Raw genomic sequence first — 24125 nt, 5'->3', positions numbered from 1 at the left:
GTCAGCGGACGAGCCAGCCGCCGTCGACGGGGATGACGGCGCCGGTCACGTAAGCGGCGGCGTCGGAGGCGAGGAAGACGAAGACGCCTTGCAGATCGGATGCCTCGCCCCAGCGTCCTGCGGGGATGCGCGACAGGATCGACGCGGCGCGGTCCTCGTCGGCACGCAGCGGTGCGGTGTTGTCGGTCGCCATGTAGCCGGGGGCGACGGCGTTGACGGTGACGCCCGCAGCCGCCCACTCGTTCGCGAGAGCCTTGGTGAGGCCTGCGACGGCGTGCTTGGAGGCGGTGTATGCCGGAACGAGAATGCCGCCCTGGAACGACAGCATCGACGCGACGTTGATGATGCGTCCCCCGCCGTTCGCGAGCATGTGGCGGCCCGCGGCCTGCGACAGGTGGAACACCGCGTCGAGGTTGATCGCGAGCACGTCGTCCCAGTCCCCGAGCGGGTACTCGGCGGCCGGCGCGCGACGGATGGTGCCGGCGTTGTTCACGAGGATGTCGAGGCCGCCGAGCTCGGCGATGACCTCGTCGACCGCGGCGGACAGCTCGTCGGGCGTGGCCGACACGAGGTCGCGCTGCACGCGGTGGACCCGGCGGCCGGTCGCCTCGATGAGCTCGGCGGTGGCTGACGCGTCGCCGCGGTCGAGGAGCGCCACGTCGGCACCGGCCTCGGCGAGGGCAACGGCAGCGCCCTGGCCGAGACCACGGCTCGAACCGGTGACGAGCGCGACCTTGCCGTCGAGGCGGAACGAATCGAGGATCATGCGGCGGACTCCTGGCTTGCGATGAATCGGGTGGTGAGCTCGCCGAGGCCGGAGATGCGCACGGTGACCGCGTCGCCGTCGGCGAGCGGGCGGTGCGCGTCCTGGGCGGCGGGCAGCTTCTGCGGCGTGCCGGTCGAGACGATGTCGCCCGGCTCGAGGGTCAGCACCTGGCTGAGGTGATGGATGACGTACGCCACGCTGAAGATCGTGGTCGAGGTCGATTGCGACACCGTGACGACCCCGTCGCGCACGACCTCCACGAGGAGGTCCTGAGGGTCCGGCGCGTCATCGGGCGTGACGACCCACGGCCCGAGCGGCGCGAACCCGTCGGAGCACTTTCCCAGTGCCCACTGGCTCTGCCGGCGCTGCCATGCGCGGTCCGACACGTCGTTGAGGATCGTGTACCCGCCGACGTGGTCCAGGGCGTCCTCGAGCGACACGCGCTGGGCGCGACGGCCGATGACCACCGCGACCTCGCCCTCGTAGTCGACGTCGGTCGCGCCCGGCGGGATCACGACGGCGTCGTTCGGGCCGGCGAGCGTATTCGACGTCTTGACGAACACGTCCGGAAACTCGGGGTCGTTCGCGGTCGGGTCGACGCCGTCCGGTACGTGTCCTCGGTAGTTGTACCCGAGGCAGAGGATCTTGCCCGGCGCGACCGGCGCGCGCAGCGCCGAGGCGTCGAACGACGGAAGAGAGTCCGCATCGGCCGACGCCACCGCTTCCCGCGCCGCGTCCAGTGCCGCGTCAGACGACAGCAGCTCCGTCACCGAACCGGCGATCCCGCCGAGGTCGAGCACGCGATCGCCCGCGACGACCGCGGCCGGCCGGGCGTCCCCTGAACCCGCGTAGGTGACGAGCCTCACCAGTACTTCCTCCACTCCGGACGCGCGACGCGCATCAGAGCCTCGAGGTAGAAGTAGTCGCCCCAGAGCGTCCCCTCGTCGACGCCGTTGTCCTTCGGCAGGTCGTAGACCGAGTGCAGGATCAGCGCGTCGGAGTCCTCGGCGTTCACCGGGGTGTAGTTCGCGATGAGCGACGCCAGGATCGAGTGCGCCCGGGCGGTCCACTCGGCGGCGCGCTCAGCATCCGTCTCGACCTTCGCGAGCTCGAGCAGGCCGCACACCGCGATCGCGGCGGCGGAGCTGTCGCGCGGCGCGTCGCTGCCGTCGGTGTAGACGAGGTCCCAGAACGGCACATCGTCGGCCGGCAGGTGGCGCAGGAAGTACTCCGTGCAGCGACGGGATGCCTCGAGCAGGCGCTCGTCGCCGGTCACCGCGTAGTTCATCGCGAAGCCGTAGATGCCCCACGCCTGCCCACGCGCCCAGCACGACTCGTCGGCCGCGCCCTGCTCGGTGCCGCCGCGGAGGGCCTCGCCGGTCTCGGCGTCCCAGTAGAACGTGTGGAACGTCGAGTCGTCGGGGCGGAGGATGTGCTCGCGGAGCTGCGCGGTGTGGCGCACGACGGCGTCCGCGAAGCGCTCCTCGCCGGTCTGCTCGTGGGCCCATGTCAGCAGCGGCATATTCATGAGGCTGTCGATGATGGTGCGTCCGCGCTGGGCGGGGTCGGACAGGTCGCCCCATGCCTGGATGATGCCCGCGGGCTCGAGGAACCGGCGCATCAGGTGGTCGGCGGCGAGCAGCGACGCGTCACGCGCCTTCGGGTCGCCGACCAGGCGCCAGGCGGCGACCGTCGAGAGCGTGTAGAGGAAACCGAGGTCGTGGGTGTCGAGGTCCTCCTCGTCGCGCACGCGACGCTCGAAGTCGGCCGCGTCGATCCGCGCGGCGTCCCGGTAGTCCTCGTCGCCGGTGAGCTCCCACGCGAGCCACAGCAGACCGGTGCGGAAGCTCGTGGTCCAGCCGCGGTTGCCGCCGAGCGGGATGCCGCCCTCGGCGGGACGCAGCTCGTAGCGGTCGTCCACCGTCGTGTCGTCGGGGTACGAGCCCCCGAACTTCGCGATGTTGCGCCGGATCGTCGACAGCGCGGCGGCGATGGCCGCGTCGGTCGTGGTCTCGGTGGTGCCCGCGGCGGGCGAGGTGGACGTCATGGAGAGATTCCTTCTGAGGTATATGCAGAGAACGGATGCCGCGGGCTCAGGCCTGCGCGGCGGCCTTCTCGTCGAGATCGAGAACGGGGCGGAGCGTGAAGCGCGAGTTGGTCCACGCGAAGAAGAGGGCGGCGGAGGCCGTGAGGCCGAGCCCGAGGGCGGGCGCGGTGGCGAACACGGCGACCTGGGCCGCCAGTGCGGCCAGCGACGCGGCCGTGAGGTACCAGCGGCGCAGGCTCAGGTAGAGGCTCGCGCGCAGCACGTCGCGCAGGCGTGCGGTCGGCACCTCGGCGATCGCGACCAGGGCGACGAGCCCGACCGCGATCGCGAGCAGCGCCAGCACCCCGAGGAGCGGGACGGTGAACACGGCGGCGGCCGTGTTCGACAGCATCCGCACGTCCACGAGCAGCACCACGACGACCGCCGCGACCGCGACGCCGATCAGGAGCGCACGACGCCACGTGGCGCGCAGCCCCGCGACGAACGCGCGGATCGGGCCCAGCCCGCCCTCCCCGTGCTCGCGGAACGCGCGGAACGCGGCAGCGAGACCGGGGGCCGCGAGCGGCGCGGCGATCGCGAGCAGCGGCCACGAGTACAGCGGGTCGGTCGTGACCAGCAGCACCACGAGCGGCAGCGACGACACCACCAGCAGCAGGTTCACGATGAGCCCGAGGTAGATCATCCCGATGAGGGACGCCCACGTCTCGTGCGACACCAACCCGTTGAGCTTCTTCATGGCCTCAGCCCTTCAGACCGCTCGTCGCGATGCCCTCGACGAAGTACTTCTGGCCGAGCAGGAAGATGATCGCGATCGGGACGACCGAGATCGTCAGGCCCGCGAACAGCAGTGCGTAGTTCGTGTCGAAGAGGTTCGAGACGAAGCCCTTGAGGCCGAGCTGGATCGTCCAGAGGTCGGGGTTGCGCAGGTAGATGAGCGGCCCGAGGTAGTCGTTCCAGGTGTTGACGAACGTGAGCAGCGTCAGCGAGGCGAGCGCCGGGATCGACAGCGGCAGCATGATCTTGCGCCAGATCGCGTATTCGCTGAGGCCGTCCAGGCGTGCGGCCTCAGACAGCTCCTCGGGGATCGTCTCGTAGAACTGCTTCATCAGGAACACGCCGAACGCGCCGAACGCCTGCAGCAGGATGATCGACCACAGCGTGTTCGACACCTTGAAGTTCGAGAGCAGGATGAACTGCGGGATCATGTACGACTGCCACGGGACGGCGATCGTGCCGACGTAGAGCAGGAACAGCACGTCGCGTCCGCGGAAACGCATCCGGGCGAAGCCGTACGCCGCGAAGGAGCCGGTCAGCACCTGCAGGAACGTGACGACGACGGCCAGGAACAGCGTGTTGCGGATCCAGACGAGCATGTTCGACTCGGTCCAGATGTCGATGTAGTTCTGCCACACCCACGTCTCGGGGAGCCACTTCACCGGCACCGAGAACACCTCGTTGGCGGACTTGAACGAGCTCAGCACCATCCACACGAACGGCGTGAGGAGTCCGATGGCGAAGATGACGAGTCCGACGTACATCGCGATGCGGGCGATGCGACGGCCGGGGGTCATCTTCTCGGTGTAGGCGACCCGGGGCTGCGGCTCCGGGGTCTCTTCGGCGAGCTTGCGCAGTCCGCGACGTGCGCCCGCGGGGGCGGTGAAGTCGGAGACGAGGAGCTCGGCGTCCTTCTCGATCTGCTCGGCCATCAGCTGCTCCGCTTCTTGTTCCAGAGGAACTGCACGATCGTGACGATGATGCACATGAAGAACAGCGCCACGGCAGCGGCCGACGCGTAGCCGAACTGGCTCTCTTCGAAGCCCTTGCGGTAGATGAACTGCGACATCACGAGGGTGGACTGACCCGGGCCGCCGTCGGTCATGACGAGGATCAGGTCGAAGATCTTGAACGAGTTGATCGTCAGCATCACGGTGACGAAGAACATGGTGGGACGCAGGCACGGCAGGGTCACGTTGACGAACCGCTGCCACACGTTCGCGCCGTCGACGCGAGCGGCCTCGTGCAGCTCGCGCGGGACGGTCTGGAGGCCCGCGAGGAAGAGGATCATGTAGTAGCCCATGTCACGCCACGTGCCGACGATGACGACGGCGGGCATCGCCCACTCGGGGGAGGTGAGCCATCCGGGCGGGTTCTGGATGCCGATGAAGCGGAGGAACTCGTTGATCGGGCCGTACTCGGGGCTGAAGAGCAGGTTCCACACGACCGCGATCGCGACGATCGAGGTGATGTACGGGAAGAACGCGGCGGTGCGGAAGAAGGCGACGCCGCGGAGCTTGTTGTTGAGCAGCAGCGCGAGACCGAGCGAGACGACGATCGTCAGCGGGATGTGCAGCACCGAGTAGTACAGGGTGTTGAGGACCGAGATGCGGAAGCTGCCGTCGCCGATGAGCCGCGTGAAGTTGGCGAGGCCGACCCAGTCGGCCTTGCCGAAGACGTTCCAGTTGGTGAACGACATGTAGAACAGCACGACGATCGGGATGAGCGTGAGCAGCCCGAAGCCGATGAAGTTCGGAAGGATGAAGCTCCACCCGATGAGGGTGTTGCGCAGCCGCAGCTTCGAGCGCCGGCGGCGCACGGGCGGCGGCGCGGTGCCGGCCTCTGTGGCGGTGATGGTCGCCATGGCGGACCTCCAGTGGGGTGGTGAAGTCGGGGGGCGGTGGCCGATCCGCCGCAGGGTGCGGACCGGCCACCGGGTCGGGCCCCGGAGGGCCCGGAGGGATCAGTCGGTGCCGACCTCGTTGGCCACGCGGTCCTGGGCCTCCTTGATGGCGTCCGAGACGCTCTTGGAGCCCGACATGATCGCCGTGTGCATGTCGCCGAGGATGCCCTGGATCGCCGCCGTCTTGCTCGACGTCGGGTTCTCCGGGTGCACCTCGTGCGTCGAGTACGCGAATTTCGACAGGTCGTCGGTGGGAGCGCCATCGACCGAGAAGTAGGTCTCGACGACCGAGTCGGTCAGCAGCGCCGGGGTGATGCCGATGTTCGCGAGCACCTGGGCGCCCTCTTCACCGGCGGCGAAGGCGAGGAACTTCTTGGCCGCGGCCACCTTCGACTCGTCGATGCCGGCGTTGATGCCGAAGCCGGTCGGGTCACCGAAGGTCACGGGGGTGTTGTCCAGACCCGCCGTCTTCGACGAGACCTGCGGGATCGGCGCGATGCCCCACTCGAAGTCATCGGCGTCGCCCGAGGCCTGCTGCGCGATCAGCGTCGCGACGAACCACGTGCCCATCTGGAGCATCGCGGCGTTCTGCTTGCCGAACTCGCCCTGGTAGGTGAGCTGGTTCGCCTTGGCGGTGTTGAAGTCCACCTGGTCGCCGGCCGACTGCAGTGCGAGCACGTTGTCGTAGAACGGCTCCATGTAGTCGTACTCGCCCTTGAGGATGTCGCCGTCGGACTGCGCGTTCGCGAAGCCCTGGACGGTCGACTGCCAGTTGTGCAGGTACGCACCCTTGGCGGAACCGCCCGCAGCGGCGATGCCTTCGGTCAGCGCTGCCGCGGCGTCGCTGTAGTCGTCCCACGTCCACGAGCCGTCAGGGTACTCGACGCCGGCCTGGTCGAAGAGGGCCTTGTTGTAGTACAGGACCCACGAGTCGTTGCGGTAGGGCACCGCGTACGCCGTGCCGTCGACCTCGTACGACTTGGCGCCGCTGATGCCGTCGGGCAGCTCGACATCCGACACGTCGAGGAGCTGGCTGCCCTCGACGAACGTCGGGACGAACTTGACCTCCTTCTGCGTGATGATGTCGGGGCCGGAGCCCGCAGCGAGGTCGGCGGTGAGCAGCGTGTTGTACTCCGCCGCGTCGTAGCCCTTGAGCTCGACCGTGATGTCGGGGTTCTCCTCGTGGAACGCGTCGGCGAGCGCCTGGAACTCCGGCGTCGTGTCGAGGCTCCAGCCCGAGAGGGACAGCGTGACCGGACCCGACGACTCCTCGGGCGCAGCCGCGTCGTCGCCGCCGCCACTGCAGCCGGCGAGAGCGAGCGTTGCGACCACGGCGATGCCGGCCGCGGCAGCGTATGAGCGCTTCATTCTGGGGGTACTCCTTTGTGATTGCGGACCCGTCCTCGGGCCCATAGGGTTACCGGTTCGCGGGGGATCCGGGGTGTGCGAGGCGACTCGTGGTCGCCGTTCCGTCCGGCCAGATGACCGTGGCGGTGGTCTGGTCGCCGTCCTCGTCGAGGACGACCTGTGCGGCATCGGCGGGCGATGCGAGGTCTGCGGTGGTCAGCTCCAGGAGCGTCGCGCTCCACGTGCCGGGCTCGACCGGGAACGACACGAGCGGCACACCGGCGACGGGCCCCAGCGGGCTGGCGTCCTCGCGCGTCTCGACGCTCGTCTCACCGTCACCGAGAAGGGGACGGATGCTGCTGCTCAGCCCCTTCGCGAACGCCGAGGCGGCAGCATTCGTGGTCGCGTCGTCGAGCGAGGCGGCCGCCAGAGCCCAGCCCCCCACGCGGAGGCGGAGCGACGCGGCGTCGACGCCGGATTCGAGCGCGGCGACGCGGACGAGGCGCGCCTCCCACGGGCCGCGCACGAGCGAGTGCACCTCGACGAGACCGGCGATCTCGATGTCGCCGTCGATGCCGGAGCCGTGGCGCTGGGCCGAAGGGCGCAGGTCGATCCAGTGGGCGCGCGAGACGGAGGCGGCGATGCCGACGCGGCCGCCCTCGTCGTCCTGGACGCGCACGTCGATGAGGTCCATCGCGGCGCGGTGGGTCGCGCGGCCGGCGGCGTCCACCAGGGCGACGGACTGCTCGAGGGGCTCCTCGAACGCCCGCCGGCTGGCGAGCGGAGACGAAGCGGTCGAGTACCCGATACGGGCGTACAGCGGCGAGTCGCCGACGAGGCTGCCCTCGGCGGCGTGGTCGGTGCCGTGGTTGACGATGCGCACGATGCCGTCGGCCTGCGTGCCCGAGATCACCCAGCCCGCAGGGCGCACCGTGCGCAGCTCGTCGCCCGCCTCGATCGGCAGCGGCTCGCTTTCGGCGGCCCACACCGGGTGGTCCGCCGGGAGGGCGATGCCGAGGAGGCCCTTCACGGCCCAGTACGGCGAACCCGGGCCCGAGTACGACTGGGCGAGCTCGCGCCACTCGTGATGCCAGCCCATGGTGAGCACGCCGTCCTGCGTCGGAACGCCGGCCTCGTCGAAGTGCGCGACGACGGCGTTCGCCGCACGGCGCAGCTGCCCGAGCGGCACGGACGGCACCTCGGCGATCGCGCCGACCCAGAACGGGGCGGCGGCGGCGAAGCGGTAGATGAGGCTGCGGCCCTGCACGAGCGGCGAGCCGTCGGCGCCGATGAGGGTGACGGCGTCCTGCAGGAAGCGGTCGAGGCGCGCGATGTCGCCGGGCGTGCGGCCGGCGGCGAGCTCTTCAGCGCCCTGCATGCGCGACCACAGCACGGGGTAGGTGTGGAGGGCCCAGCCGACGTAGTGGTCGTACGAGCGCTCGAAGCCGTCCGAGATCCAGCCGTCCTCGCGCACGAGGACGTCGTGCAGCGCGAGGTCGTCGGCGATGTCGCCCTGCGACCAGGGCCCGCCGACCGAGCGGAGGAAGGTCTGCACGACGACGCGGAACCACAGCCAGTTCGTCTTGGGGTACGTCGCATCGCCCACGACGGGCGCGAGGTAGTCGATGACCCGCTGCTGGGTGAGGGCGTCGAGGCGGTCCCAGATCCACGGGCGCGTCATGTCGAGCACGAGCGCGAGCGACGCCGCCTCGACCTTGGCCTGCGCGTGCTCGTCGAGACGCACCCAGCGGTCTTCGGCCTCGGGGTCGACGCCCGTCACGATCCCGCGGCGGTAGAAGTCGGCGAGATCCTCGGTGCCCCGCCCGCGCGCCCCGGCGATGCGGAAGCCGGCGAGGAGGAACGTGCGGGCGAAGCCCTCGAGCCCGTCGACGGCGTGACCGTAGCCGCCCTCGGCGCCCGGGAAGTGGATGCGGCCGGCACCCGGCGAAGCGTGGGTGCGGGCGGTGTCGAGCAGGCGATCGGCGTAGGCGAGCCATTCGTCGCGTGTCCAATCGAAGCCCGTCGCGATGTGCGCCGACGTGGTGGGCTGTTGGACCGTCACTGGGATCTCCCTTGATGCCTTCTTCTCGCCGCCGGAATCGGGTCCTGCGGAAAGCGAACGTTTGGGACTGTAGCAACCCAATTCGTTCATTGCAAGGTTGTTTGAGATTCGTTATGATCGTTTATGATCGCTTTGGGTTCATAGCGAGCCTCACTGCGAGTGGATCCGTCACCCATGGTGAATCAACGAGGAGGAACCTTGACGACCGCGACCGCGACGTTCGAGGGCGACCTGGCCGCCGTCTACCACCGGCAGGCCGGCGCCGACTGTGCTTTCGGTGCGGCCCTCGCCTCCCTCCTGGCTCCCGCAGACCGCGCGCTCCCGGTCGCGACCTCCGCCGACCGCACCGTCTGGGGGCCCGACGGCAGCGCCGACCCCGTCGCCATCGCGGACGTGCTCGCGCGCGCCGACGAAGACCTCGGCCGTCCGTGGGGCGTCCCGCTCGCCACCGCCGCGGCGCGCATCCACGACGACGGCGACCGCGTCGGGTGGGAGACCGTCGTCTTCGAGCGCCAGTTCCGCCTCGCCCGCGCGGCGGTCGCCGCCGCGCACCACGCCGACGACCCCGAGCTCGGTCCCGCATGGCTGGCCGAGGTGCTCGACGGCGTCTGGCTGATCTGCGAGCAGAGCACCTGGTGCTGGCCCGCCCACGACGATGCGTTCCGCGAGCGCGGCTCCGTTCTCCCGACCGTGACCGCGCCGTACCTCGACCTCGGCGCGGGCGAGGCGGTCGCCCTGCTCACGTGGGTCGACCAGCTCCTCGGCACACGGCTCGAGGCCCGGTACCCCGGCATCCGTTCGCGCATCCGCCACGAGGCGCGCGTGCGCGTGTTCCAGCCGTTCACCGATCGCCGCGACTGGCACTGGCTCGGGCTCGACGGCGACGTGCACAACTGGAACCCGTGGATCCACGGCAACGTGATCACCGCCGCGCTGCGGCTGCTCGACGATGCGTCCGAGGCCGACGAGCGGGCGCGCATCATCGCTCTGGCCATCGAGGGCATCGACCGGTACGTCTCGGTGCTGCCGGCCGACGGCGCGATCGACGAGGGTTACGCGTACTGGTGGAACGGCGCGTGCCGCGCCCTCGAAGCCCTCGACATCGTGCGCCACGCGACCGGGGGAGTGCTCGACGCGTCCGGCATCCCGGCGCTGCGCGAGACCGTCGCGTTCCCGCACCGCATGCATCTCGGCGGCGACTGGTACCTGAACCTCGCCGATGGACAGGCGCGTGTCTCCGCCGCGCAGCCCTGGCACGCCCTGCAGCGTGCGGCGCGGAACGCAGGAGACACGGATGCTGCCGCCCATGCTGCGTCGCATCGCATCGCCGGCACGCCCGCGGCCACCGAGCACGAGGGCTTCGGGCGCCTGCTGCGCGGCATCACGGATCCGGCCTGGGTGGGCGTGGCACGCGAGACGTCGCCGTTCCCGCGCGACGTCTGGCTGCCCTCGACGGAAGTCCTGCTGGCCCGTGAACACGGCGGGACCGCGCGCGGCCTGACGGTCGCCGTCAAGGGCGGGCACAACGGGGAGCACCACAACCACAACGACGTCGGCTCGTTCGTCGTCGCGTCGGACGGCGTGCCGGTCATCGTCGACGCGGGCCGGCCGACGTACACCCTGCAGACCTTCGGGCCCGGCCGCTACGACATCTGGACGATGCAGAGCGGGTGGCACAACGTGCCCGTGATCGGCGGAGTCGAGCAGAGCCCCGGCGCCGAGTTCGCGGCATCCGACGTCGAGGTGTCCGTGGATGACGCGTCGATGTCGCTCGACATTTCGGGTGCGTACGCCGGCGCGGCGCCGTGGCGGCGCACGGTGCGCCTCGTGCGCGAGACGCGGCGCGTCGTGATCGAGGACGCGTGGCCGGCCTCGGTCGCTGCGCCTGTCGAAGCGCCCCGGACCGACGCGCCCACCCAGGTGCGGATGCTGCTGGCCGGCGACGTGCGCAGGGACGCAGCATCCGTCACGGTCACGCCCCTCGACGGCGCGACGCCCGTGCGCATCTCGTGGCCCGCGGGTGTGGAGGGGTCTCTCGTGGTGCGCGAGCTCGATGATCCGGTGCTGTCCAGCGTGTGGGGCGCGCGACTCACCCGGCTCGATCTGGACGTGACGACGGCCGAGTCGGTCGCCGTCACGGTAGAACTGGACCTGACGAACGCGGAGGACGCCCGATGACCGACCAGACTCCGGCGCTGCTGGCCGCGGAACGGCGGGCGCACGTGATGGCCACGCTCGAGCGCGACGGCGCCGTGCGGGTCGCGCAGCTCATGGACGAGCTCGGCGTCGCCCCGGTGACGCTGCGCCGCGACCTCGCCCAGATGGAGCGCGAGGGGCTGCTCGTGCGCGTCCACGGCGGCGCGGTGCCTCCCGCGGGAGGATTCGACGACGTCGAGCCGGGGCATCCGCTCACCTCCACCCGTACCGGATCGATCGCGATGCTCGTGCCGTCGCTGAGCTTCTACTGGCCGAGCGTCGTGCGCGGCGCCGAGACCGAGGCGACGCGCCACGGTCTGCGGGTGGTGCTGCGCGGCGCGTCGTACGAGCTGCAGGACGAGCGCCCGGTGCTCGAGCGGCTCGTCCACACCGAGGGCGTGCGCGGGCTCGTCGTCGCGCCGAACACCGACACGCCCCACGCGCAGGACGTCGTGCAGTGGCTCGCCGAATGCGGTGTCCCCAATGTGCTGGTCGAGCGAGACGCGGTGGTGCTGCCGGACGGCAGCCCCGTCGAGAACGTCACGACCGACCACGCGCTCGGCGCCGTGCTCGCGGCCCGGCACCTCGCCTCGCTCGGCCACCGCCGCGTCGGGCTCATCATCGCCCGGGACTCGCCCACCTCGCGCAAGATCGCCGCCGGCTGGCAGGCCGCCTGCCTCGAGCTCGGCCTCACCCCGTCGGACCACTTCGAGACGAGCCTGCCGCCGCGCACGAGTCCCGACTTCTCGGCCGTCGTCGACGCCACGCTCGACGCCGCGCTGTCCAACTCGGTCACGGCGATCCTCGTGCACTCGGACCCCGAGGCGATGGCCTTCGTCGACCTGGCGCTGAACCGCGGCATCTCGGTGCCCGGCGACCTGTCGGTCGTCGCGTACGACGACGAGGTGGCCGAGCTCTTCACGCCCGCGCTCACCGCGGTGAGCCCGCCGCGCAACTCGGTCGGTCGCGCGGCCGTCGACCTGCTGGCGCGGCGCATCGAGGATCCCACGCGCCCCGTGCACCGCGTCGTGCTGAACCCCACGCTGAACGTCCGCGGCTCGACAGCTCCGCCCCGCGGCGCGTAGGCGCGGAAACACCCCGGGCTCGCTAGAGTTCCGCCATGGGGGAGGACGTCCCGGCACAGGAGTTCACCCGCGCCGACCGCACACGCCATCGCGAGAAGGTCCGGCGCAACCTCGACGTGTTCGCGCGCATGCTGCGCGAAGCGCACTTCGACACCGACGACCCGCTGACGGGCCTGGAAGTCGAGTTGAACCTCGTCGACGACGCGGGAGACCCCGCGCTGCGCAACGCCGAGGCGCTGGAAGCGATAGCGGATGCTGCGTTCCAGACCGAGCTCGGACAGTTCAACATCGAGATCAACGTGCCGCCCGCACGCCTGCGCGAAGGCGGCCTGACGACCTTCGAGGAGGGGCTGCGGCGCAGCCTCAACCACGCCGAGGAGCGGTCGGCGACGGTCGGCGCGCACCTCGTGATGATCGGCATCCTTCCCACGCTCGCGGAGGGACACCTGCGGCCCGACAGCATCAGCGCGAATCCGCGGTACCGGCTGCTGAGCGAGCAGATCCTCGACGCGCGCGGCGAAGACATCGCGATCAGGATCGACGGGCCCGAGCGGCTCGCCACCACGGCGGACTCGATCCTCCCGGAGGCAGCGTGCACGAGCACGCAGCTGCACGTCCAGACCTCACCCGACTCGTTCGCCGCGTACTGGAACGCCTCGCAGGCGATCGCGGGCGTGCAGCTCGCGATGTCGGCGAACTCGCCGTATCTGCTGGGCAAAGAGCTGTGGCGCGAGACGCGGATCCCGCTGTTCGAGCAGGCCACCGACACCCGCAGCGAGGAGCTGAAGGTGCAGGGTGTGCGGCCGCGGGTCTGGTTCGGCGAACGCTGGATCACCTCCGTCTTCGACCTCTTCGAGGAGAACGTCCGCTACTTCCCGGCGCTGCTGCCGATCGTCCACGACGACGACCCGATGGCCGTGCTCGACGACGGCGGCATCCCGGCCCTCGCGGAGCTGCGCCTGCACAACGGCACGGTCTACCGGTGGAACCGCCCGATCTACGACGTCGCGGACGGCGTGCCGCACCTGCGCGTCGAGAACCGCCTGCTCGCCGCCGGGCCGACCGTCGCCGACATCATGGCCAACGCCGCGTTCTACTTCGGACTCGTGCGCGCGATCGCCGAGAACGACCGGCCGCTGTGGTCGCAGCTGTCGTTCACCGCCGCCGAGGAGAACTTCCACAGCGCGGCCCGCGACGGCATCGATGCCCAGCAGTACTGGCCGGGCGTCGGCCAGGTGCCCGCGACGGAGCTCGTGCTGCGTCGCCTGCTCCCGCTGGCGCACCGGGGTCTCGAGGCGTGGGGCGTCGAGACGTCGGTCCGAGATCGCCTGCTCGGCATCATCGAGGGCCGGTGCCTCACCGGCGTCACGGGCGCCGGATGGTTCACGGACCGCATGCACCGCCGGGCCGACATGGACCGCTACGACGCGCTGCGCGCCACCCTGCTCGAGTACCGCGAGGCGATGCACACGAACGAGCCCGTGCACACCTGGGAATGACGCAGGCCTACCGCGTCAGCCGGCGAGGGCGGCCGCGCGCCAGTCGGTGAGCACGCGAGCCGCGGCGCGCGTGTGGGCCCACGGCATCTCGGGCACCTCGAGCCGCCCCTCGGCCAGCGCCAGCGACAGCGCGTCGGCCTCGGCGGCCATCGGCTGCACCACCGGCAGCTCGACGACGCGCTCGTCAGTCCCGCGGCGCACGATCAGCGTCGACGGGCTCTCGGTGCGGCTGCCCCAGACGTTCGGCAGCACGACCTCGGCGTCGGCGAACCGCAGCACGCCGGTGTCGGACAGGTTCTCGATCACCGACGTCGCGATCCCGGCCGTCAGGTCGCCGAATGCGAGCTCGGCGGATGCGGTGCCGTCGACGCCACCCACCAGCTCGGCCTCGAACGCCCGGTACTCCGGCGCGATCGGCTGCCCCGCCGCGGCCGCGAGGTCGATCGCGAGCGCCAGCGGGTAGCACCCCACGTCGAGGATCGCGCCGCCCCCGACCGCCGGGTCGAACAGACGTCCCTCGCGCGTACCGGCGTCGAAGCCGAAGGCGCCCTCGAATCGCCGGGGTGCTCCGAGCTCACCGCCGGCGGCGAGCTCGCGCAGCGCGTCGGCGAACGGGCCGAAGCGTGTCTTGAACGCCTCGAGGAAGGGACGCTGCGTGCGCTCGGCGGTCTCCAGGATCCGCTCGACCTCCGTGAGCGTCGGACTCGCGGGCTTCTCGCACAGCACGGCCTTGCCCGCTTCGAGCGCCCGGATCGCGAGATCGGCGTGGGCCGTGTGGACCGTCCCGACGTACACCGCGTCGACGTCGTCGCGCGCCAGGATCTCGTCGTAGGTTCCGGATCCCTCGGCCCCGTACTCCGCCGCGAACGCCGCCGCGCGCTCGACCGACGAGCTGCCCACGGCATGCAGCATCCCGTGTTCCGACGCTCGAAGACCGACCACGAAGTCCCGGCTGATCCACCCCGGCCCGAGGACCGCCCATCTCGTCTGCGCCTGAGTCACGCCCCGATGCTACCGAGCCGCACCCGTCTCTGGGCGAGACCGCACGACAGCACCCCGCCTGCGCCGAGATCGGTGCTTCTGTCCGGTCTCGCGTGCTGACGGAGCGGAACGGATGCCGCGACCCCGCGTCACGCGATCGGCTCCGCGGCCTCGCGCGCGGCGCGGGCGGAGGACCGGATGGCACCGATGCTCGCGGCGATGACCAGCGCGATGCCGAGGATCTCGAGCCACGTCATATGTTGTCCGAGGAATATGAACCCCGCGAGCGCGGCGGTCGCCGGCGCAAGGCTCATCAGGATCGCGAAGACGGCCGCCGGGAGGCGCCGGAGCGCGATGAGCTCGAGGGCGTACGGGATCGTCGACGACAGCACCGCCACGGCCGCGCCCAGCGCGACGATCTCGATCCGCAGGAGGGCGGCTCCGGCATCCGCGATCCCGAACGGCAGGGCGATGACGGCACCGATCGTCATCGCGAGCGCGAGCCCGTCGAGCTGGGGGAACGCCCGCCCGACGCGCGCCGAGGAGAGGATGTAGAACGCCCAGCTGCCGGCGGCGCCGAGCGCGAACAGCACGCCGAGCGGGTCGAGGCGGTCCCATCCACCGCCGCCCAGAGCCACGACTCCGGCGAGCGCCAGGAGCGCCCAGAGCCACGCCGACGCGCGGCGAGCCGCGACGATCGACAGCACGAGGGGGCCCAGCACCTCGATGGTGACGGTGACCCCGAGCGGAAGACGCTCGAGGGCGAGGTAGAACAGGCCGTTCATCAGCGCGAGCACGAGTCCGAAGCGCGCCACCGCCGTCCAGTCGGCGCGGGAGTGACCGCGCACGCGGGGCCGGGCGATCAGCAGCAGCACGACGGCGGAGAACACCAGGCGCAGCATGACCATGCCGAGCGGCCCGACCTGTGGGAACAGCAGGACCGCGATGGAGGCGCCGACCTCCTGGCAGGCGAGGCCGGCGATGACCAGCAGGATCGCGGGCGAGGTACCCGAGCGGCCACCGCCCGAGATCGTCGCGCCTCCGGAGTCTGCCCCGGAGTTCACTCCGCTGCCGGAGGAGTGCAGACCGCGAGCGTGTCGATCGCGGCGTGGTACTGCTCGGCAGTCCAGGGAAGACCGGCCTCCGGCGCCGTCTCGCCCGCCGTGGCCGGCGTCTTCGACGCGATCGCCGCCAGCTCCCACGCGAGGTACACGCCGACCGCGGCGTCGGCGGCGGAGTTGTTGAGGACGACGGCGACCGTCAGCCCGGTCGTGGGGTCGGCGAATGCCGCGGTGATGTACCCGGGCACCTTGCCGTACTGTCCGATGAGCGAGCCGGCGATCAGCGCACCGCCGTCTGCGGCGTACCACGACGGGGAATCGGCGGCGACCGCCACCGGTGCGTTGAACCGGTCGTCGTCCTCGACGAGCGAACCGGACGCCAGCGACTGCACGTAGCGGCCGAGGTCATGGATGTCGGTGATCACGCCGGCGTCGGTGAAGCCGCTGCTCGACGAGGCCGCGGTCAGATCGAGCGGCTGCGCGCAGTCGAGCGCGCCCTCGGCGTTGTTGACCGACTGTCCGCCCTTGAGTGCGCCCGAGGCAGGGAGCTCGCCGAGTGCGGTGGCATCGAGACCGAGCGGATCGGCGACGTAGTCGTGGATGAGGGCGGCGGCCGTCGACTCGGTCGCGCGCTCCAGCGCGAGGCCGAGCAGCACGTACCCGGCGTCGGAGTCGCGGTAGGCCGTGCCCGGATCGGCCGTGCGCGGCTGGCCGAGGCCGAAGCTCGCGAGATACCGCGGATCCCAGTTCCGGTCGGGATTCGAGAGCCACGACGAGTACAGCTGGCCGGCATACGAGCCGATGCCGGACGTCCCGTCGCAGAGCTCGATGAGCGTCACGTCCTTGAGGTCTGGCACGCCCGAGACGTACTCGGTGATGCTGTCATCGAGCTTCACCTTGCCCGCGGCGGCAGCCTCGAACAGCACGTCGCACGTCATGGCGCGCGTGACCTTGCCCGCACGGAACACCAGATCGTCGGTGACCTCGCCCCCGCCGTCCGGACGCTGCGTGCCGAGGCCGGAGACCCAGCTCCCGCTCCACGGCGCCCACACGCCCACGATCGCGCCGGACGACCCGGTGACGCCCATCGCGTGGGTGACGGCATCCGTCAGCTGCTGCACGGTCTCGTCGGCGAAGGCCGCGGTCGTCTGAGGAGGAACGTCGGGCTGGATGTCGCCGCCGAATGAGCACCCGGCGAGGAGCAGAGCGGATGTCATGGCACCTGCGACGACCGCGATGGCGCGTCGATGTGTGGAGCGGGTCCGCATTCTCACCCCCCGATGATCGTGCAATGAATTCAAACACACCAGAGTCGCTTGCGTTGAACGGCGATCCGTAGGGTGATGGCATGACCCATCACTTCGACGACGCCGCCCTCAGCGGCGTGCTCGGCCACATGAACGGCGATCACGCCGGCGACAACCTCCTTATCTCGCGGGCGTTCGCCGCGGACGCGGGAGTCGCGGACCCCGAGATCAGCGCCGCGACGATGACGGAGTTCGACGGGGATCGGGGCGTCTGGGAGGCCAGACTCGCCGACGGGTCGACGGCCCAGATCGCCGTGGCATGGCCGGGCGGCCCGATCACGGAGCGCCGCGAGGTGCGACGCGAGATCGTCGCGCTCTATGACGAGGCGTGCCGCCGCCTCGGAATCGAGCCCCGCCCGCACGCAGAGTAAATTGATGGTTAGGTTCGCCTTATCTTCAGTTAGCATGAAGGTATGAGCGACCCGATCCCGTTCTCCACCGCCCTGCGCGAGCGCTCCAGCAGCTCGCACTCGTCGAGCGAGCACTCCGGCTTCATGGCCGACCTCATGAAGGGGGAGGGCACGCGCGAGGACTACGTCGCCCTCGTCGTGCAGCACTGGTTCATCTACGAGGCGCTCGAGCGCACCGCCGGCCAGATGCGCAACGACCCGGTCGCGGCCGTGTTCATCTCCGACAAGCTCACGCGGCTTCCCGCGCTCGAGGCCGACCTCGAGTTCCTCGTCGGTCCCGACTGGCGCGATCGCATCGAGCCGCTGCCGACCACGAGCCGGTACGTCGACCGCATCAACGAGGTCGGCGCGACATGGGCGGGCGGCTTCGTCGCCCACCACTACACGCGCTATCTCGGCGACCTCTCGGGCGGCCAGTTCATCGGGCGCCTGATGGCGCGCCGCTTCGGGTTCGAGACGAACGGCATCGGCTTCTACCTGTTCGACGACATCGCCGACCCGAAGGCCTTCAAGGACGTCTACCGCGAGCAGCTCGACGCCGCCCCGTGGGATGCCGCGGAGCAGGAGCGCGTGATCGACGAGGTGCTGCTCGCCTACCGCTTCAACACCGAGCTCTTCGAGGACCTCGCCGCCGCGAAGGCCGCTGAGTCCGCCCAGTCCTCGCACGTCGCCTGACCCGCCGGCCCCTCCCGCCCCGCCGGCCCCTCCCGCCCCGCCGGCCTCTCCGGCCCCCTCCGAACTCCGCGAGAGTACAGCTGGTGGACGAGAGGTAGGGAAGCAACCACCCTCTCGGCGACCAGCTGTACTCTCGCCGGACGGTGGCGGGACGGATGCTGCGAGCCGGGCCGAAGCCTCAGGCCACGGGAGTGCCGCGCACCGCGGACGCCATGAACCGCCGCACGTCGGGGTCGACCTGGATGTCGCGCGGGCGCAGCGGGCGCGAGAGGTACAGCCCCTCGAGCGAGGTCAGCCGCGACAGCGCGACGTACGTCTGCCCGGGCGCGAAGGCACCCGAGCCGAGGTCGATGATCGCGCGGTCGTAGGTCTTGCCCTGCGACTTGTGGATCGTGACCGCCCACGCCAGCCGCAGCGGGAACTGGGTGAACTCGGCCACGATGTCACGGGTGAGGGTCTTGGACCCCGGGTTGTACGAGTAGCGGTACTTCTCCCAGACCGACGGCTCGACGTCGAACTCCTCGCCCTCGACGTCGACCCGCACGGTCTCGCCCGCGATGCGCGTGACCGTCCCGATCGTGCCGTTCACCCACCGGGGCGGCTCGCCGAAGGCGGCGGTGTCGTTGCGCAGGAACATCACCTGGGCACCGACCTTCAGCTTGAGCTCGAGATCCGCCGGGTACGCGGCATCCCCTCGTCCGAAGTCGCCGTTGACCTCCGCCATCGCCGTCTGCTCCCGGCCCACGAGCTCGGTGAGGTGGCGGCGGTTGATGTTGTTGACGATGTCGTTGCGCGTCGCGAGCGTGATGATCGGGTGCTCGCCGTCGAGCGGGTCCGGGGGAGTGCGTGCCCCGGTGGTGTTGAGCACCTCGGCGATGTCGGCCGTCACGCGGCCGTAGCGCACGGCGTTGAGCATCGCCTTGAACGCCGGGTCGGACTGCCGGTGGATGTCGACGAGCTCTCGGATGTTGAGGTCGGCGCCGTACGACCCGACATCGAGGATGCCGTCGGTCGCGGCCTCGCCCACCCACACCTTGGCGTCGAAGAACCAGAACGACCGGTAGTGGTCCTGCACGTACCGGAGCTCGTCGCCGCGGGGCGGCACCGGGGCGAGCTGGTACGGGTCGCCGAACATGACGATCTGCGTGCCGCCGAACGGCTCGCCGCGCCGCCCCCGCGCCTTGCGCAGCGAACGGTCGATCGCGTCCATGAGGTCGGCGTTGACCATCGAGATCTCGTCGATGACGAGCGTGTCGATCGCGTTCAGCAGCTTGCGGGTCGCGTCGGACTGGTCCTCGTCGTGCGAGCCGATGATGCCGAGCGGCAGCTTGAAGAGCGAGTGGATCGTCTGACCCTCGACATTGAGCGCGGCGACGCCCGTCGGCGCGCACACCGCGATCTGCTTGTTCGTGTTCCACGCGAGGTGCTGCAGCAGCGTCGATTTGCCGGTGCCCGCGCGCCCGGTCACGAACACGTGCTCGCGGGTGTCTTCGATGAGCCGGAACAGCGCCTCCTGCTCGGCAGACAGAGGCGGAGTGTTCACCGACTCATGTTAACGAGCGGATGCCGGCTCCCGGCCCTGCACGCCGCGATCCGTGGACACCCGCCCGCTCTCCACAGGCTCCTCGGCCTCCCTCCAGCGCCCGGTGCCCGCCACGACCTCGTCCATGATCGCCCGGAACCGCGGACAGGTCGTGATGTCGTGGGAGCGGCAGCGCAGCGCATGCTCCGTCATGCGCCGCGAGCGCTCCATGTCGGCCATGCGGCGCTCGAGGTCGGCGAGGTGCTCTTCGAGCACGCGATGCCGCTCCGGCGCCTGCTCGTCCAGCAGCACGCCGATCTGCTCGAGGCTCATGCCGGCGTTCTTGCTGCGGACGATCACGCCGATGCGCACCAGGTCGTCGTCGCCGTAGCGGCGGCGCCCGCCACCGTCGCGGTCGGGCCGCAGCAGCCCCACCTCTTCCCAGTGCCGCAGCACGTTCGTGGGCAGCGAGAACCTGGCGGCCGCGTCTCCGATCGGCAGACTTGACTTCATGTCGACATGAAGTCACAGGATCGAGGCAGACGCAACCCGACGAGAGGATCCCCATGTACGACGTCATCGTGATCGGCGGCGGCCCGGCCGGCCTCCAGGCCGCGCTCACCATCGGCCGCATGCACCGCACCGTGCTCCTGCTCGACTCCGGCGAGTACCGCAACGCGACGGTCGAGCACGCCCACAACCTCCTCACCAACGACGGCCGGAGCCCTGCCGAGCTGCGCCGCATCGCGCGCGAGGAACTCGCCGCGTACGGCACCGTCGAGGTGCGCACGGCGGCCGTCACCGCCGTGTCGGGATCTCTCGGCGCCTTCGACGTGGGCACCGCCGACGGCACCGAGCGCGCCGCGCGCCTCGTGCTGGCGACGGGCATGCGCGACGAGCTGCCGCCGGTTCCCGGCCTCGCCGAGCAGTGGGGCCGCCTCGTCGCACAGTGCCCGTTCTGCCACGGCCACGAATTCGCCGGCCGGCGCGTCGGCATCCTCATCGACGGCGAGCACGCCGGGATGATCGAACGGATGCTGCGTCCCGTCGTCGCCTCCGCCTTCATCGTCCGCCCCGCCGACGTCGCGCTCGTGACCGAGGTCGACGGCGGGCTCGAGCTCTCGCTCGCCGACGGCTCGGTCGAGAACGTCGCCGGCGTCTTCACCGCCGCGACGGCGACGCAGCGCGCTCCGTTCGCCGACCAGCTCGGCTGCGGCAGCCTCCCGAGCGGCGGTGTGGAGATCGATGCGATGGGGCGCACCACGGTGCCCGGCGTGTACGCGGGCGGCGACATGGCGCACCTGGCGGCCGTCCCGGGTCCCATGGTGTCGTTGGCCGCCGCGATCGCCTCCGGCCAGCTCGCCGGCGCGAGCGCGGTGCGCGACGCGATCATGCCCTGACCGGCGCGGGTGCGGCAAGGAGCCGAGTGGACTTCGAGTCCCAACTTTGCGTTTCCACAGGGGCCTCCCGGCCACGCTTTCCTAGACTGGGCGCGTGGATCAGGGGGTGATGGACACGTCGTCCGGTCGCGCGGGTGCGCCTCCGGCCGGTCCGGCGACCCCCGGCACCGCCGCGGCGAGCCCTGAGCAGGACGTGATCCAGCCTCCCGCCAAGCGGCGGACGCGCCGCCGCCTCGCGCTCGATCTGACCCTGCTCGGCGTCGTCGGGGTGGTGCTCGTCGGCGCCGCGTTCGCGGCCTGGCAAGTGATGCAGCGCGAGTTCTACAGCCCGAAGGCGTTCGTCGAGCGCTACGTCCAGCTCCTCGCCGAGGGGCGCGCGGCCGATGCCCTCGCAGTGCCCGGGGTCGCCGTGACCTCCGCGGAGCTCGAGGCGGCCGGACTTCCGCCCACGGCGTCCGAGGCGCTGCTGCGCAGTTCCGCGCTCGCCCCGATCCGCGATGCGCACGTCGTGTCCGAGGAGCACGACGGCGACGTCACTCACGTCACCGTCGAGTACACGGCACGCGGCCACGACGGCCGCACGACGTTCTCGGTCGAGCAGGACGGCTCGATCGGCCTCGCGCCGACGTGGCGGTTCGCGAAGAGCCCGCTCGCGGTCATGAACCTCGCCGTCACCGGCTCGATGGTCTTCGACGTGAACGGCTTCGAGCTCGACAAGCGCCAGGTCTCGCCCGACGGGGCCGACGCCGACCCCGCCGCCCCGGTCTCGCTCCTCGTCTTCTCACCCGGCCTGTATTCGGTGTCGGTCGACACCGCGATCTCGAGCACCCCGGGCGTTGCGGTGCTCTCGGACAGCCCGTTCCGCGCGATTCCGGTCAACGTGGCCGCCCAGCCCACCGAGAAGTTCCTCAGCGTCGTGCAGGAGAAGGTCGAGGAATTCCTGACCTCGTGCGCGACGCAGGAGGTGCTGCAGCCGACCGCGTGCCCGTTCGGCTTCTTCGTCGAGGACCGCATCACGTCGGCCCCGAAGTGGTCGATCGTCACGCAGCCGACGGTCGCCGTCGAGCCGGACGGCGCGGGCTGGTCGATCCTCGCGGCCGAGGCCGTCGCGCACATCGACGTCGGCATCCGCTCGCTCTTCGACGGCCGCGTGCGCGACGTCAGCGAGGACGTCCCGTTCATCGTCAAGGGCACCATCACCGTGCGCCCCGATGGCACCGCGACGATCGTGGTGACCGGCCCCGACACGGCCTGACGCACCATGCCGTGCGGCGGCCGTTTCCGCCAGGATGGGTGCCGGGGTCGATGATGAGGTCGCAGGAAGGCATCGCGCGGTGGATTCCCGCCGTCGCGACCGTGCGCGGCTACCAGCGCGCGTGGCTCTGGCCCGACGTGCGGGCGGGCATCGTCGTCACTGCACTGCTGATCCCCGCGGGAATGGGCTACGCCGAGGTCGCGGGGCTTCCTCCCGTGACCGGCCTGTACGCGACGATCGTGCCGCTGCTGGCGTACGCGGTGTTCGGCCCGTCGCGGGTGCTCGTGCTCGGCCCGGACTCGTCCCTCGCCCCGATCATCGCCGCCGCGATCCTCCCGCTCGCCCTCGGCGACCAGTCGCGCGCCGTCGCTCTCGCGGGCCTGCTGGCGATCATGGTCGGCGCGCTGCTCGTCATCGGCGGTCTCGTGCGCCTCGGATTCGTGACCGACCTGCTCTCCAAGCCGATCCGCGTCGGCTACCTGAACGCGATCGCGGTCATCGTCATCGTGTCGCAGCTTCCCAAGCTGCTGGGGTTCTCGGTCGAGGCGCCCTCGCTGTGGCGGGGAGCGGTCGCCACGGGCGAGGGCATCGTGGGCGGCAGCATCGATCCCGTCGCCGCCGCGTTCGGCGTCGGCTCGGTCATCGTGATCTTCACACTCAAGGCGGTGCGCTTCCCTGTGCCGGGCGTCCTCGTCGTCGTGGTGGTGTCGATGGTGCTCACCGGGGTCCTCGGCCTCTCGGACCGGCTCCCCGTGGTCGGCGCACTGCCGCAGGGCCTCCCCGCGCCCGCCCTCGGCGGGCTGGAGTGGACGGATGTCGCGTCCCTGGCGCTCCCCGCCGCCGGCATCGCGCTCATCGCGTTCACCGATACCGCGGTGCTCTCGCGCACGTTCGCGGCCCGCCGCGGCGACAGCGTCGACGGCAGCCAGGAGATGGCCGGTCTCGGCATCGCGAACGTCGCGGGCGGCGCGCTCGGCGGCTTCCCGGTCTCGGGCTCGTCGTCGCGCACGCCGGTCGCCGAACAGGCCGGGGCGCGCACGCAGCTCACCGGCGTGGTCGGCGCCGTGCTGCTCATCGTGTTCATCCTCGCGCTGCCGGGACTCACCGAACTCCTCCCGTCAGCGACGCTCGCCGCCGTCGTCATGAGTGCCGCCATCGGACTCATCGACGCGCGCGGAGTCGTGCGGCTCGTCCGCATCAACATCGTCGATGCCGTGCTCTCGGCGGCCGCGTTCCTCGGAGTGCTCGTCTTCGGCGTGCTCGAGGGCATCGTCATCACGATCGGGCTGTCGTTCATCGCCTTCGTCAACCGCTCGTGGCGCCCGTACAAGGCCGAGCTCGGCCGCGTCGCGGGCCTCCGCGGCTACCACGACCTCGCGCGCAATCCCGAGGGCGCCCGCGTTCCGGGAATCGTCATCGTGCGGTTCGACGCGCCGCTGTTCTTCGCGAACGGCGCCATCTTCGACGACTGGGTGCGCTCGAGGGTGCGGTCCGCGGGACCGGATGTCCGCACCGTGATCCTCGCCGCCGAGCCCATCACCGACATCGACACCACCGCGGCCGACGAGCTCGTCGAGCTCGACGAGTATCTCCAGGCACGCGGCATCCGTCTCATCATCGCCGAGATGAAGTCGCCGGTCGTCGACACGCTCGCCCGCTACGGCCTCACCGACCGCTTCGCTCCCGACCGCTTCGCCCCGACCGTCGGGGCCGCCGTCGACGAGGTCACAGGCACCCTGCGCGGCGACATCGGCGGGACGAAATGGGATGCTGCGCCCGAAAGCCCTCGTCGCGCCCCGGGCGACGACACCCCCGGCGACCCGAAGGCGTAGTTC

General features: G+C 70.9%; 21 protein-coding genes. 8 read left to right on the top strand and 13 right to left on the bottom strand.

Annotation, left to right across the window (positions count from 1 at the left end; genetic code table 11):
* Position 1: 1 nt before the first annotated feature.
* The 8 genes from kduD to ACFC1K_RS02820 form a co-directional block, all read right to left on the bottom strand.
* Positions 2–766 carry a 2-dehydro-3-deoxy-D-gluconate 5-dehydrogenase KduD gene (kduD, locus tag ACFC1K_RS02855; RefSeq protein WP_056365831.1) on the bottom strand — a complete coding sequence of 255 codons (765 nt, stop codon included), beginning with the start codon at positions 764–766 and terminating at the stop codon, positions 2–4.
* Positions 763–1632, bottom strand: a complete 870-nt coding sequence (locus ACFC1K_RS02850) for a fumarylacetoacetate hydrolase family protein (protein ID WP_375870348.1) — start codon at positions 1630–1632, stop codon at positions 763–765. The genes kduD and ACFC1K_RS02850 overlap by 4 nt, the downstream gene beginning before the upstream one ends.
* On the bottom strand, positions 1629–2813 hold the full coding sequence (locus ACFC1K_RS02845) for a glycoside hydrolase family 88 protein (protein WP_375870347.1): 1185 nt from the start codon (positions 2811–2813) through the stop codon (positions 1629–1631). The genes ACFC1K_RS02850 and ACFC1K_RS02845 overlap by 4 nt, the downstream gene beginning before the upstream one ends.
* Before the next feature lie 46 nt (positions 2814–2859).
* On the bottom strand, positions 2860–3549 hold the full coding sequence (locus ACFC1K_RS02840) for a ferredoxin-NADPH reductase (protein ID WP_375870346.1): 690 nt from the start codon (positions 3547–3549) through the stop codon (positions 2860–2862).
* Positions 3550–3553: 4 nt separating this feature from the next.
* The gene (locus ACFC1K_RS02835) at positions 3554–4519 is read right to left on the bottom strand and encodes a carbohydrate ABC transporter permease (protein ID WP_375870345.1); all 966 of its coding nucleotides are present in this window, start codon (positions 4517–4519) and stop codon (positions 3554–3556) included.
* The gene (locus ACFC1K_RS02830) at positions 4519–5451 is read right to left on the bottom strand and encodes a carbohydrate ABC transporter permease (protein WP_052676912.1); all 933 of its coding nucleotides are present in this window, start codon (positions 5449–5451) and stop codon (positions 4519–4521) included. The genes ACFC1K_RS02835 and ACFC1K_RS02830 overlap by 1 nt, the downstream gene beginning before the upstream one ends.
* Before the next feature lie 99 nt (positions 5452–5550).
* Positions 5551–6858 (bottom strand): ABC transporter substrate-binding protein, encoded by a 1308-nt coding sequence (locus ACFC1K_RS02825; RefSeq protein ID WP_375870344.1) that lies wholly within the window; start codon positions 6856–6858, stop codon positions 5551–5553.
* Between the two features lie 49 nt (positions 6859–6907).
* Positions 6908–8899, bottom strand: coding sequence for a DUF2264 domain-containing protein (locus tag ACFC1K_RS02820; protein ID WP_375870343.1), 1992 nt, complete (start codon positions 8897–8899; stop codon positions 6908–6910).
* Between the two features lie 198 nt (positions 8900–9097).
* Between ACFC1K_RS02820 and ACFC1K_RS02815 the strand changes: the two genes are divergently transcribed.
* The 3 genes from ACFC1K_RS02815 to ACFC1K_RS02805 are packed head-to-tail and all read left to right on the top strand — an operon-like array spanning position 9098 to position 13679.
* Complete coding sequence (locus ACFC1K_RS02815) at positions 9098–11077, top strand: heparinase II/III family protein (protein WP_375870342.1); 1980 nt, start codon at positions 9098–9100, stop codon at positions 11075–11077.
* Positions 11074–12180 (top strand): substrate-binding domain-containing protein, encoded by a 1107-nt coding sequence (locus tag ACFC1K_RS02810; RefSeq protein ID WP_375870341.1) that lies wholly within the window; start codon positions 11074–11076, stop codon positions 12178–12180. Before ACFC1K_RS02815 ends, ACFC1K_RS02810 begins: the two co-directional genes overlap by 4 nt.
* Positions 12181–12215: 35 nt before the next feature.
* Complete coding sequence (locus ACFC1K_RS02805) at positions 12216–13679, top strand: glutamate--cysteine ligase (protein WP_375870340.1); 1464 nt, start codon at positions 12216–12218, stop codon at positions 13677–13679.
* 15 nt (positions 13680–13694) lie between these two features.
* On the opposite strand, the gene ACFC1K_RS02800 is transcribed toward ACFC1K_RS02805, so the two are convergent.
* The 3 genes from ACFC1K_RS02800 to ACFC1K_RS02790 all read right to left on the bottom strand — a co-directional run bounded on the left by ACFC1K_RS02800 (position 13695) and on the right by ACFC1K_RS02790 (position 16938).
* On the bottom strand, positions 13695–14681 hold the full coding sequence (locus ACFC1K_RS02800) for a Gfo/Idh/MocA family protein (RefSeq protein ID WP_375870339.1): 987 nt from the start codon (positions 14679–14681) through the stop codon (positions 13695–13697).
* A gap of 128 nt (positions 14682–14809) precedes the next feature.
* Complete coding sequence (locus tag ACFC1K_RS02795) at positions 14810–15691, bottom strand: DMT family transporter (protein WP_375871145.1); 882 nt, start codon at positions 15689–15691, stop codon at positions 14810–14812.
* A 29-nt stretch (positions 15692–15720) separates the two neighbouring features.
* Complete coding sequence (locus tag ACFC1K_RS02790) at positions 15721–16938, bottom strand: serine hydrolase domain-containing protein (protein WP_375870338.1); 1218 nt, start codon at positions 16936–16938, stop codon at positions 15721–15723.
* A gap of 131 nt (positions 16939–17069) precedes the next feature.
* Here ACFC1K_RS02790 and ACFC1K_RS02785 point away from each other — a divergent pair, with 131 nt between their 5' ends.
* Complete coding sequence (locus ACFC1K_RS02785; protein ID WP_375870337.1) at positions 17070–17399, top strand: DUF2470 domain-containing protein; 330 nt, start codon at positions 17070–17072, stop codon at positions 17397–17399.
* A gap of 42 nt (positions 17400–17441) precedes the next feature.
* Positions 17442–18113, top strand: coding sequence for a biliverdin-producing heme oxygenase (locus ACFC1K_RS02780; RefSeq protein ID WP_310286686.1), 672 nt, complete (start codon positions 17442–17444; stop codon positions 18111–18113).
* Between the two features lie 178 nt (positions 18114–18291).
* Here the strand turns inward: ACFC1K_RS02780 and ACFC1K_RS02775 are convergent, their stop codons facing one another.
* Positions 18292–19656: an ATP-dependent RecD-like DNA helicase gene (locus tag ACFC1K_RS02775; RefSeq protein ID WP_375870336.1), complete on the bottom strand. Its 1365-nt coding sequence runs from the start codon at positions 19654–19656 to the stop codon at positions 18292–18294.
* A gap of 9 nt (positions 19657–19665) precedes the next feature.
* Positions 19666–20148, bottom strand: a complete 483-nt coding sequence (locus tag ACFC1K_RS02770) for a MerR family transcriptional regulator (protein ID WP_375870335.1) — start codon at positions 20146–20148, stop codon at positions 19666–19668.
* A 53-nt stretch (positions 20149–20201) separates the two neighbouring features.
* Between ACFC1K_RS02770 and ACFC1K_RS02765 the strand changes: the two genes are divergently transcribed.
* From ACFC1K_RS02765 to ACFC1K_RS02755, 3 genes are all read left to right on the top strand, one after another.
* Positions 20202–21035 (top strand): NAD(P)/FAD-dependent oxidoreductase, encoded by an 834-nt coding sequence (locus ACFC1K_RS02765; protein ID WP_375870334.1) that lies wholly within the window; start codon positions 20202–20204, stop codon positions 21033–21035.
* A gap of 109 nt (positions 21036–21144) precedes the next feature.
* On the top strand, positions 21145–22290 hold the full coding sequence (locus ACFC1K_RS02760) for a hypothetical protein (protein ID WP_375871144.1): 1146 nt from the start codon (positions 21145–21147) through the stop codon (positions 22288–22290).
* Between the two features lie 53 nt (positions 22291–22343).
* Complete coding sequence (locus tag ACFC1K_RS02755) at positions 22344–24122, top strand: SulP family inorganic anion transporter (RefSeq protein WP_375870333.1); 1779 nt, start codon at positions 22344–22346, stop codon at positions 24120–24122.
* Positions 24123–24125: the final 3 nt, after the last annotated feature.

The sequence above is a fragment of the Microbacterium sp. NPDC056057 genome (genome assembly GCF_042266945.1).
Taxonomy (GTDB): domain Bacteria; phylum Actinomycetota; class Actinomycetes; order Actinomycetales; family Microbacteriaceae; genus Microbacterium; species Microbacterium trichothecenolyticum_C.
Note: the sequence above shows the minus strand (reverse complement) of the source record. Positions and strands in the feature narration are given on the sequence as shown.

What these genes read in the sequence shown, in the direction of transcription:
- ACFC1K_RS02805 (WP_375870340.1), top strand. Translation starts at nt 12,216, where the DNA reads ATGGGGGAGGACGTCCCGGCACAGGAGTTCACCCGCGCCGACCGCACA.
- ACFC1K_RS02765 (WP_375870334.1), top strand. Translation starts at nt 20,202, where the DNA reads ATGTACGACGTCATCGTGATCGGCGGCGGCCCGGCCGGCCTCCAGGCC.
- ACFC1K_RS02845 (WP_375870347.1), bottom strand. Translation starts at nt 2,813, where the DNA reads ATGACGTCCACCTCGCCCGCCGCGGGCACCACCGAGACCACGACCGAC.
- ACFC1K_RS02785 (WP_375870337.1), top strand. Translation starts at nt 17,070, where the DNA reads ATGACCCATCACTTCGACGACGCCGCCCTCAGCGGCGTGCTCGGCCAC.
- ACFC1K_RS02840 (WP_375870346.1), bottom strand. Translation starts at nt 3,549, where the DNA reads ATGAAGAAGCTCAACGGGTTGGTGTCGCACGAGACGTGGGCGTCCCTC.
- ACFC1K_RS02790 (WP_375870338.1), bottom strand. Translation starts at nt 16,938, where the DNA reads ATGACATCCGCTCTGCTCCTCGCCGGGTGCTCATTCGGCGGCGACATC.
- ACFC1K_RS02825 (WP_375870344.1), bottom strand. Translation starts at nt 6,858, where the DNA reads ATGAAGCGCTCATACGCTGCCGCGGCCGGCATCGCCGTGGTCGCAACG.
- ACFC1K_RS02810 (WP_375870341.1), top strand. Translation starts at nt 11,074, where the DNA reads ATGACCGACCAGACTCCGGCGCTGCTGGCCGCGGAACGGCGGGCGCAC.
- ACFC1K_RS02780 (WP_310286686.1), top strand. Translation starts at nt 17,442, where the DNA reads ATGAGCGACCCGATCCCGTTCTCCACCGCCCTGCGCGAGCGCTCCAGC.
- ACFC1K_RS02830 (WP_052676912.1), bottom strand. Translation starts at nt 5,451, where the DNA reads ATGGCGACCATCACCGCCACAGAGGCCGGCACCGCGCCGCCGCCCGTG.
- ACFC1K_RS02770 (WP_375870335.1), bottom strand. Translation starts at nt 20,148, where the DNA reads ATGAAGTCAAGTCTGCCGATCGGAGACGCGGCCGCCAGGTTCTCGCTG.
- kduD (WP_056365831.1), bottom strand. Translation starts at nt 766, where the DNA reads ATGATCCTCGATTCGTTCCGCCTCGACGGCAAGGTCGCGCTCGTCACC.
- ACFC1K_RS02755 (WP_375870333.1), top strand. Translation starts at nt 22,344, where the DNA reads ATGAGGTCGCAGGAAGGCATCGCGCGGTGGATTCCCGCCGTCGCGACC.
- ACFC1K_RS02835 (WP_375870345.1), bottom strand. Translation starts at nt 4,519, where the DNA reads ATGGCCGAGCAGATCGAGAAGGACGCCGAGCTCCTCGTCTCCGACTTC.
- ACFC1K_RS02760 (WP_375871144.1), top strand. Translation starts at nt 21,145, where the DNA reads ATGGACACGTCGTCCGGTCGCGCGGGTGCGCCTCCGGCCGGTCCGGCG.